The 9,631-nt window shown below is 28.0% G+C and carries 9 protein-coding genes; 1 reads left to right on the forward strand and 8 read right to left on the reverse strand.

Translation table 11 applies throughout. The annotated features are described in order from the left end of the window. Both RI76_RS00620 and RI76_RS00625 read right to left on the reverse strand, forming a co-directional pair. The coding region (locus tag RI76_RS00620; protein ID WP_036343462.1) for an MBL fold metallo-hydrolase at positions 1-367 on the reverse strand (367 nt) is incomplete at its 3' end. Positions 368-422: 55 nt separating this feature from the next. Further along, positions 423-2,108 carry a ribonuclease J gene (locus RI76_RS00625; RefSeq protein WP_017192193.1) on the reverse strand — a complete coding sequence of 562 codons (1,686 nt, stop codon included), beginning with the start codon at positions 2,106-2,108 and terminating at the stop codon, positions 423-425. Between the two features lie 155 nt (positions 2,109-2,263). Between RI76_RS00625 and recU the strand changes: the two genes are divergently transcribed. After that, on the forward strand, positions 2,264-2,821 hold the full coding sequence (gene recU, locus RI76_RS00630; protein WP_017192194.1) for a Holliday junction resolvase RecU: 558 nt from the start codon (positions 2,264-2,266) through the stop codon (positions 2,819-2,821). A gap of 33 nt (positions 2,822-2,854) precedes the next feature. Here the strand turns inward: recU and RI76_RS00635 are convergent, their stop codons facing one another. From RI76_RS00635 to hrcA, 6 genes are all read right to left on the reverse strand, one after another. Next, positions 2,855-3,517, reverse strand: a complete 663-nt coding sequence (locus RI76_RS00635) for an ECF transporter S component (protein ID WP_017192195.1) — start codon at positions 3,515-3,517, stop codon at positions 2,855-2,857. Positions 3,518-3,588: 71 nt separating this feature from the next. Continuing rightward, positions 3,589-4,581, reverse strand: coding sequence for a lipoate--protein ligase (locus RI76_RS00640; protein ID WP_017192196.1), 993 nt, complete (start codon positions 4,579-4,581; stop codon positions 3,589-3,591). Between the two features lie 139 nt (positions 4,582-4,720). After that, a complete protein-coding gene (dnaJ, locus tag RI76_RS00645; RefSeq protein ID WP_026072028.1) occupies positions 4,721-5,833 on the reverse strand; it encodes a molecular chaperone DnaJ in 1,113 nt (370 codons plus the stop codon). Between the two features lie 98 nt (positions 5,834-5,931). Further along, positions 5,932-7,782, reverse strand: coding sequence for a molecular chaperone DnaK (gene dnaK / locus RI76_RS00650; RefSeq protein WP_017192198.1), 1,851 nt, complete (start codon positions 7,780-7,782; stop codon positions 5,932-5,934). Further along, entirely contained in the window at positions 7,766-8,500 is a 735-nt protein-coding gene (locus RI76_RS00655) for a nucleotide exchange factor GrpE (protein WP_017192199.1), read from the reverse strand. Before RI76_RS00655 ends, dnaK begins: the two co-directional genes overlap by 17 nt. Positions 8,501-8,518: 18 nt before the next feature. Beyond that, the gene (hrcA, locus tag RI76_RS00660; protein WP_017192200.1) at positions 8,519-9,559 is read right to left on the reverse strand and encodes a heat-inducible transcriptional repressor HrcA; all 1,041 of its coding nucleotides are present in this window, start codon (positions 9,557-9,559) and stop codon (positions 8,519-8,521) included. Positions 9,560-9,631: the final 72 nt, after the last annotated feature.

Consider the following 9,631-nt stretch of genomic DNA (forward strand, 5'->3'; position numbering starts at 1 on the left):
ATTTATTTAATTTATAATTTATTAATTTCAATTCTATTAAATCATAAGCAATGCCCGTCACATAAATTTTAGGAATGTTTATTCTTTTCAATAAAAAAGGTATACTGCCGATATGATCTTCGTGTCCGTGAGTAATAAATAAGCCCACAATTTTATGTTCGTTTTGCACTAAATATTCATAACTAGGAATAATATAGTTTACTCCTAAAAAGGAATCATCAGAAAAAGAAATACCTGAATCAACAATAAAAATCTTTTGATCGATTTCAAAAACATACATATTTTTACCGACTTCGCCTAATCCGCCCAAAGCGTAAAAGACAATATCAAATTCTTTCGGAGAAACGTTTTGATTGATCATTTCCATTTAATATATTTCAACCTTTTTTCCTTTCTTGATATTTTTTTAAAGAATGTTTTTCTTAACGTGAAATAGAAATTAAAACAGGAATAACGACTGGTTTCTTTTTCGTTTCTTTATAAATAAACTTAGATAAATCTTCTCTTAAGTTATTTTTGAAATCACTCCATTTAACTTGTTTATTAATCATTAAAAAACCTTTGCTTATTTTAGCGAATAAATCTTTTAGTTTCTCGAAAATCGCATCCGTATTGCTTTTGTTTAAAAAACCTTTGCTAATTAATTCCACATTGCCCACGATTTCTCTGGCTTTTAAATCTAGATTACAAACAATGATGATAACGCCATCGTTAGCTAAAAGTTCTCTATCTTTTAAAATGAAATCATTACCTTCTAAAACCGGTGTTCTTCCATCAATTAAAATTTCCCCTAAATTTTTGAAAAAATTTTTTTTGACATAAGGTTTATTTTTGAAATCATAATTCCAAACATCACCATTTTCCAATAAGAAAATTTTATTATTAGGATAATTGAATTTTTGAGCGTTTTTCTTAATTTGGCATTGATGTCTATATTCGCCCGCTACAGGCATTAAAAAGTTAGGTTTTAATAAATGTAACATTAATTTGAAATTCTCTTCATAATTATAAGAAGAAGACTTTAATAAATCTTTTTCTAAAACATCGACAATAAAACCTTTTCGAGCTAAAATATCAACTGTTTTATTTTGAATTTTATCCACTCCAGTGGCTTCGATAGATAATAATAAAATCTTATCTTTAGGATGTAGTTTCATCAAACGGTCGGTTTGTTTACACATTCTTTGCAATCTATAAAAAGGTTCAAAACGTTTTCCTACTACTATCACCACTAAATTTTTATATTTTAAATAATCTGTGGATGTTTTTAAATTAATTAAAGATTTTGCCGGAATTTTTAAATAATTTTTTTGTAAAGCAACGTCAATAATTTTTTCGCTTTTACGCCCTAAAATAACAACTTTTAAATTAGCCTCTAAAGCTAAATCAATCGCTAACTGAATTTTTAATAAATCAGGAACTAAAAAAGAAATAATAATATTGTTTTCTATACTAGCAAAATAACTACTCAAATAGTATTCTAAAATTTCTTCTTTTTTTTGAGTAATAATGCTAAAAGCTCCTTGTGAAGCAGGAACTAAAGCTAAAACTTCTTTTTGCGATAACTCTGATAAATGAGCAAAGTTAGTTTGAAAATTAACATCTTTAGATTGAACAAAATGCATCTCACTAATATACACTATCAAACCTTGTGAAGTCTCAAAAGCAACCCCTAAAGTTTCCGGTAAAAAATGAGATATCCCAAAAAAATGCGCTTTAGTGTTGCCAAAATCTATTACTGATTTATCTTGAACAGCTCTAAATTCTACATTATGTGTATTGACGTTGTTTTGGTATAAATTTATTTTTAAAACTTCAATAGTGAAGTCAGAAGCGTAAACCGGAATATCTTCTAAATAATCCATCATATATGGCAAAGCGCCAGAATGAGTTTCGAAAGCGGAAGTGATGAAAATACCTTTGATTTGTTCTTTAATAGATTCCAAGCGATGATAATCAGGAATAACACAATCTATCCCATTAGAGACTACATTAGGATTTTTAAGTCCTGCATCTAAAATAAAATAAGAAGAATCTACTTTCAATAAATAAAAATTTTTTCCATTTTCCCCTATACCACCTAAGGCAAAAAAATTTATTTCTTTCATGAAATGTAATTTATACTCCTTGAACAAAAATTTTTATTAATCTTTAGAAATTGTTAAAAATTATTTTATAATGGAAATTGTTAAAAATGATTTTTTATTAATTAGTCCTTAAACGAAGGAAACATGAAATCTTAGAAAGTAGATAAATAATATCCATGGATTACCCTTTCAAAAAAGAAAAAAATAACGTTATCAGCAACAAAAGCAATTTAGGCGCTAATTTAGAGAGAGATATTAATTTAACTAATCGTTTTTATCAAGAAAAAGAAATAGCATTAGTTTATAAAAACGAAATCCCTATCCAAGTAGTAAGAGTAGAATACCCTCAAAGAAAACAAGCTAAAATAGTGGAAGCTTATTATCGTACTTCTTCTCTACCAGATTATCACGGTATTTACAAAGGTAAATATCTATCTTTCGATGTTAAAGAAACTAACAATAAAAACAGCTTTTCACTGAGTAATATTCCTCAACATCAAATAGAGATTTTACAAAGAACACAAAAATTTAACGGAATTGCTTTTTTTATTGTTCATTTTAAAGTTAAAAATAAGTATTTTTATTTACCGATTGATTTTTTAACTAATTTTTTAAACAATAATAAGGCTAAAAATATCAGTTATCAAATTTTTGAAAAAGAGCTCTTTAGTATTCCGTTTAATTATAATCCAAGAATTGATTATCTTAAAGTAATAGATAAATTCATTGAATAATTTTTTTTGCAAAAGAAAATTATTCAATTTTTTTTATTCTAACGAAAAACTTTCTAAATTTACTTTTAAAATAGGATTCAAAAAATACAAAATAAAACCAATAACTATATTTTGTAAAACAACAGATAATATGTAATAACCCAAAATTAGTTTATATGGCAAATTAGAATCCTTTATGACGCTTTCGTATTCATGTAAAATTTCATGAGACTGGTTATGATAAAGCAGAAAAGAAAAAACGGCATAAGAAATAATTTGAACAATCGCTATTAACGATAAACTTCCTGCAATAACTTTACCTTGTGATAAATGTCTTAATTCTTTGCGGTGAAAAAAACCTGAAATAGTACAAGCTAAATAAGGCACCACAAATACAAAAAATAATAAGCCTAAAAATAATACCTTTTTCGATTCTGTATCTTTTAAAAGTAATTCAAAAAAATGCCTATCCATCGCATATTCCATGCAAATATGAATTGCTACATATAATAAATTAGAAAAGAAACTAAATTTCCATCCAAATAAAAATCCTATCAAAATAAGAGGTAATAATTCTATTCTTATTAAAGTAATATGACAATTATGTCCACTGTAAAATAATTTAACAAAGACCATCTCTAAAAAGAAAGAAATTGCTATAAAAAGTGAAACAACAATCATCTTTTTTAATAAAACTTGTTTCTTGTTTTTATTCATATCCCTTCCTTTTATTATACATTTTTTATTTCTATTTTTACTAAAAAAGAGAAATAATTTTTTTATTTTTTTTAAATTAACAACCCTTCTTCTAATAAAGATAATAAATCTTGATTATTAGCGTTTAAAATAAAATCACCTATATTATGAGTTTTTAAGACTTTTTCTAAATCTTCTTTACGATAATAAACATCTATAAATGGGTCAATAAATAAGGATAAATTATCTTCTTTATGAAAGAAATCACCTCTTAAATTCATTTGTTGAATTTTACCTTTTTGTAAATCTAATAAAATTTCTAATTTTCCCCAAGAGAAATGTTTTTTCAAAGTTTTAGAATACTGAGGATGTTCAAAATATAACCATTTTTCAGAAGAATATTTTTGCGACAACATTTCAACTTTGGCTATTTCCTCTTCGCTCAAAACATATTCTTTTTGCGCTAATTCTTTTTCTAAATAACGTACTAATTCGTCTTTTGACATGCCATCTAAATGGTCTTTTAAATTTGTCACACGAGCAGAAACGCTATCAATTCCTTTAGAAATTAATTTTTCATTACTTGGTGTAATGCAACGCACCATCACGTCTATATCACAATTATACAGTAAAGTACCATGAATGATAATGCCGTTTTGATTTTGTAAAAAAGCGTTTCCAGAGACTTTTTTATTTTCTAACAAAATATCGTTTCTACCACTAAAATATAAATCAACTCCTAATTTTTTAAAAGGGGGAATAATTTTATTCAAATGTTCTTTAAAAGTGAAATTTTGGTTTTTTCTTTTAGTAATGATGCTATAAAGAGGAGTTTCTTCATCATTATAAACACATCCTCCACCAGTAGGACGACGAAAAAGATTAATCTTATTTTTTTTAACATAATCCAAATTAACTTCGTTTTCGATAACTTGGTTTTTACCTATTACAACTCCTTTAATAGTCCATAGAAAAAAAAAGACTTCATCCATTTCTTTTAAAACATTGTTTAAAATATATTCTTCTAAAGCATAATAAAAATAAGGTTTCAAATCTATATTTCTTAAAAATTTAACTAAAATCATTTTTTTTTACACTTCCTTTAAATAAATAAAAAAATACCACTCTTATTTATATTATCATAAAAAATTATATAAACAATTTGATATAATAATTATTTAAAAAAGAGCGGTATTTTTTTATTTTTAAAGCTTAAATACAACGTTAAAAAAACCAAGATCTATTTTTTTTAACATTATTATTTAATCTATCTAATTCTTGCAATTTCAAAAACAGTTCTTTTTCAGTATTGCTGATTTTTGTAGGAGTTTTTATCTTAACAACAACATAATGGTCTCCCTTGCGAGAAGAATTTAAATAAGCTATTCCTTTGTTTTTTAACCTCAACTTTGTATCCGTTTGGGTTCCTGCTGGGATTTTAAGTTCCACATCGCCATAAATAGTCGCTACACTAATGGTAGTTCCTAAAACAGCTTGATAAAAATCAATGAAAAGAGTGGTAATAATGTTTTGTTCATCTCTTTTAAAATGTTCATGCGGTCTTACTTTAATATCTACTAATAAATCGCCATTAGCAGCGCCTAAATGACCACCATTACCGTTTTGAGGCGATCTTAAAGTCATACCACTTTCCACACCAGCCGGTATTTGCAAATTCATTTGTTTAACTTTTTTGACTCTTTTTTGCCCCTTACAAGAAGAACATTTGTGCAAAATAGTTTGTTTTTCGCCACGACATTGTGGACAAATTTGTCGAGAAGGAATATTGCCTAAAATAGTTTGTTGGTTAACAACAACATAACCATTACCATGACAATAAGAACAAGTTTGCACGCTTTGAGCGTTTTTAGCCCCTGTTCCTCGACAATGTTGACAATCTTCTTCTACGTGAAATTTAATGTCTTTTTCTACTCCTAAGGCAGATTCTAGAAAATCAATTGTAATTTCAATATGCAAGTCTGCTCCAACATTATTGTTACGTCCTTGTCGTTGAGAACCAGAACTGCCAAAGAAATTTTCAAAAAGATCTTCAAAGTTGAACGAACCGCCGCCGCCAAAGCCTTCAAAACCGCCACCAAAACCACCAGTGTCGCCAGTGTGACCAAAACGATCATAATTAGCTTTTTTATTAGGGTCTTTTAAAGTTTGATAAGCTTCTTGTACTTCTTTGAATTTACTTTCAGCATCTGCTTCTTTATAAACATCTGGATGAAATTTTTTAGAAAGTTTTCTATAAGCGGATTTAATTTCACTCTCGCTAGCTTCTTTAGTTAAACCTAAAACGCTATAATAATTTTTTTTTTTTTCAAAATAAATCTCCTAATTAGAATAATAATTTACATTTACAATAATAAAAGAAACCAAAAAAAGTCATAAAGGCTTTTTTTGGTTCATTAAAATATTAAATTAGATTATTATTTTTTTTCTTCTTCAAATTCAGCATCAACTGTTTTATCGTCATTTTTATCGTTATCATGGTTATGATTATGACTGTGGTCGTGCGCATTTTTAGCTTGCTCTTGCGCTTGTTGATAAGCTTGAAGAGTAATGTTTTGCGCTTCTTTTTCTAAAGTTTTTAATTTTTCTTTGATGACAGATTGATCATCACCTTTTAAAGCTTCTTCTAAGTTTTTAATATGTTCTTCTACTTTAGCTTTTTCTTCAGGGTTAACTTTGTCTTTCAAATCTTCTAAAGTTTTTTGAGTTTGGAAAATTAGTTGTTCTGCGTTATTACGTGTATCAATTTTATCTCTTTGGATTTTATCAGATTCAGCGTTTTCTTCAGCTTCTTTAATCATACGATTAATTTCTTCTTCTGATAAAGAACCAGTTCCAGAAATAGTAATTTTTTGTTCTTTATTAGTGCCTAAATCTTTCGCTTTAACAGAAACAATACCGTTAACATCAATATCAAAAGATACTTCGATTTGAGGAACTCCTCTTGGAGCAGGCGGAATATCGTTTAAACGGAAACTTCCTAAAGTTTTATTTTCTTTCGCTAAAGGTCTTTCTCCTTGTAAAACGTGGATATCAACAGAAGGTTGATTATCAGCAGCAGTGGAGAAAATTTGTGATTTAGAAGTCGGAATAGTAGTGTTTCTTTCGATTAATTTAGTGAAAACATTGCCTAATGTTTCAATCCCTAAGGAAAGCGGAGTTACGTCTAAAAGAACTATATCTTTAACATCTCCCATTAAAATACCACCTTGAATAGCAGCTCCCATAGCAACTACTTCATCAGGGTTAATGCTTTTATTAGGATTTTTTTTCAATTCTTTTTTCACTAATTCTTGAACAGCAGGAATTCTTGTTGAACCACCCACTAAAAGAACTTGATCAATTACTTCCGCTTTAATACTAGCATCGGTTAAAGCACGTTTAACAGGCACTAAACAACGTTCTACTAAATCACGTGTTAATTCATCAAATTTAGCTCTTGTTAAAGTGTATTCTAAGTGAAGAGGTCCGCTTGTAGGATTCATACTGATGAAAGGTAAAGAGATTTGCGTAGAAACGATACCACTTAATTCTTTTTTTGCTTTTTCAGCAGCATCTTTTAATCTTTGAGTAGCAATTTTATCTTTAGATAAATCCACTCCATTATCTTTGTTAAATTCTTTAATTAAAAATTCAATAATACGTTCATCGAAATCATCGCCACCAAGTTTGTTATCACCGGCAGTAGACAAAACCGAAAAGTTACCTTCAGCTAAATTTAAGATAGAAACATCGAAAGTTCCTCCTCCTAAATCAAAAACTAAAATATTTTGTTCTTTTTCGCTTTTATCAATGCCGTAAGCTAAAGCAGCTGCTGTTGGTTCATTAATAATTCTTTTCACTTCTAAACCAGCAATTTTGCCGGCATCTTTAGTCGCTTGTCTTTGTGAGTCATTGAAATAAGCAGGTACAGTAATAATTGCTTGGCTAACTTCATCCCCTAAATAATCTTCTGCTTGTTTTTTTAAATTTCTTAAAATCATAGCACTTATTTCTTGGGGAGTATATTTTTTGTTGTTTACATCAACAGTATAACCTTTCTCACCCATATGTCTTTTCACAGAAATAATGGTGTTAGGGTTAGTAAGCATTTGTCTTTTAGCTACTTCACCTACCATGATTTCGTCGTTTTTAAACGCTACAACTGAAGGAGTAGTTCTACTACCTTCTGCATTAGGAATAACTTTAGCTTCTCCGCCTTCCATTACAGCAACACAAGAATTAGTTGTTCCTAAGTCAATACCAATAATTTTATTTGTTTTCGCCATTTTTATTTTCACTCCATTCGTTTACTTTTACCATAGCTGGTTTAATAATTTTATTTTTGTATAAAAAGCCTTTTTGTAAAACAACAACGTTAACGCCGTTTGGTTGTTTTTCATCAGAAATTTTTTCTACTGCATGATGATATTTAGGATCAAATTTTTCGCCTAAAGCTTTTATTTCTACAACGCCGTCTTTTTCTAAAACATCGTTAATTTGCTTGTTAATCATTTTAAAACCAAAGAGAAATTTTTGCAACATTTCATCTTCAGTAGACATTTCTAAAACTTGTCCTAATTGTTCTAAAGGGACTAACATGTCGGTAATCAAATTCATAGAAGCGTATTTAACGTCTGCTATTTTTTCTTTTTGAAGTCTTTTTTTCAAATTCTCTAAATCTGCTTGAGATTTTAATTTTTCATTGATTAATTCGGTTTTTAATTGTAATAATTCCGCTTGTAAATCTTTTTCATCTTTTTTGGACGATGAATTGTCTTTATCATGGGAATTAGAGGATGATTGTTCATCCTTTTTTTTATCACAACCATCGCAATCCTTTTTAGAAGATTTTTCTGGTTGGTTGTTTTTGCTTTCTTCTTGAGAAGCGTTGTCTTTTTGATCACCGTGACAACCACAATCTTGGTCTTTTTTAACTTCTTCAGTTTGATGATTTGGTGTTTTCATCTTTTCTTCATTGTTATGTGTTTTTTTATTTTTATTCATGCAAAAATAAACTCCTATTTATTCCAATTTATAATTATTTTTATCATATAGCTGCGACAAATGAGCGGATAAATATTCCAAAAGAGGGACAATTTCTTGAAAATTCATGATAGTCGGTCCTAAAATAGCAATTGATCCTTTTTCATTTTCATTAATATCATAAGGAATAGAAATAATCATAAATTTATTGTACGGCATTAAGCTAATTTGATTAGCGAATTTATAAATAACTTCTTCATAATTAAAAAAAATTCTGTTTAATTCTTCATTTTCTAATATTTTAAAAATGTCTTTCGCGGATGTAAGGTCTTTGCATTCCGAATTATCGTAAAAATTAGAAACACCATATACATAAAAATTATCAGTCGCAAAATTATAAAAGGTTTCGACCAAAGATTGTACCAGTTGTTCTTTATATTCGGTATATGATGCAAAAACGGTAGCAACAATATCGCTTTTCAGAATTTCTATTGCTTCATATAAATATTTACCAATTAACAAATGATTTAATTCAGAAAATATTATTTGCAAATCTTGCAATGACAATTCGCTATCTTTTTCTAAAACAATATTTTGATGTTGAACATTGCCATTATCGGTCACAATCAAAATAAGGGCTTGTTCTAAATTTAAAGGAATCAAATCGATTTTATTAATTTTATTAGTTTTTAAAACATCAGGACCTATCATTAAAGTCGCATAATTAGTTAAATTACTTAATAGCTCTAAAACTTCTTTAATAATTTTTTCTTTATTTAAACTTTTTTTATTTAAAATTTGGTCAAATAAAGAAATCATTTTAATAGTTTCATTATTGCGTGTTATTAAATTATTAAAATAAAAAGCATAGCCTTTTAAAGAAGGTATTCTGCCGCTAGATTTATGAGTTTTTTTTAAATAACCTTTTTTTTCCAATTGTGCCATATCATAACGAATAGTAGCGCTGGAAAAATTTAAATAAGGCAAACTCGCTATCAATTTAGAACCAACAGGTTGATCTTCTTTGGAATAATTTTCAACAACGGCCTTTAAAATCAATCTTTTTCTATCAGAAAGCAAAACAATACTCCTTGGCACTCATTTAATATGACTGCTAATAGTATTATATTAATTTTTATATCAAATGTCAAG

The sequence above is a fragment of the Milkweed yellows phytoplasma str. MW1 genome (genome assembly GCF_000309485.1).
Lineage (GTDB): Bacteria > Bacillota_I > Bacilli_A > Acholeplasmatales > Acholeplasmataceae > Phytoplasma.

What these genes read in the sequence shown, in the direction of transcription:
- RI76_RS00625 (WP_017192193.1), bottom strand. Translation starts at nt 2,108, where the DNA reads ATGAAAGAAATAAATTTTTTTGCCTTAGGTGGTATAGGGGAAAATGGA.
- recU (WP_017192194.1), top strand. Translation starts at nt 2,264, where the DNA reads ATGGATTACCCTTTCAAAAAAGAAAAAAATAACGTTATCAGCAACAAA.
- RI76_RS00635 (WP_017192195.1), bottom strand. Translation starts at nt 3,517, where the DNA reads ATGAATAAAAACAAGAAACAAGTTTTATTAAAAAAGATGATTGTTGTT.
- RI76_RS00640 (WP_017192196.1), bottom strand. Translation starts at nt 4,581, where the DNA reads ATGATTTTAGTTAAATTTTTAAGAAATATAGATTTGAAACCTTATTTT.
- dnaK (WP_017192198.1), bottom strand. Translation starts at nt 7,782, where the DNA reads ATGGCGAAAACAAATAAAATTATTGGTATTGACTTAGGAACAACTAAT.
- RI76_RS00655 (WP_017192199.1), bottom strand. Translation starts at nt 8,500, where the DNA reads ATGAATAAAAATAAAAAAACACATAACAATGAAGAAAAGATGAAAACA.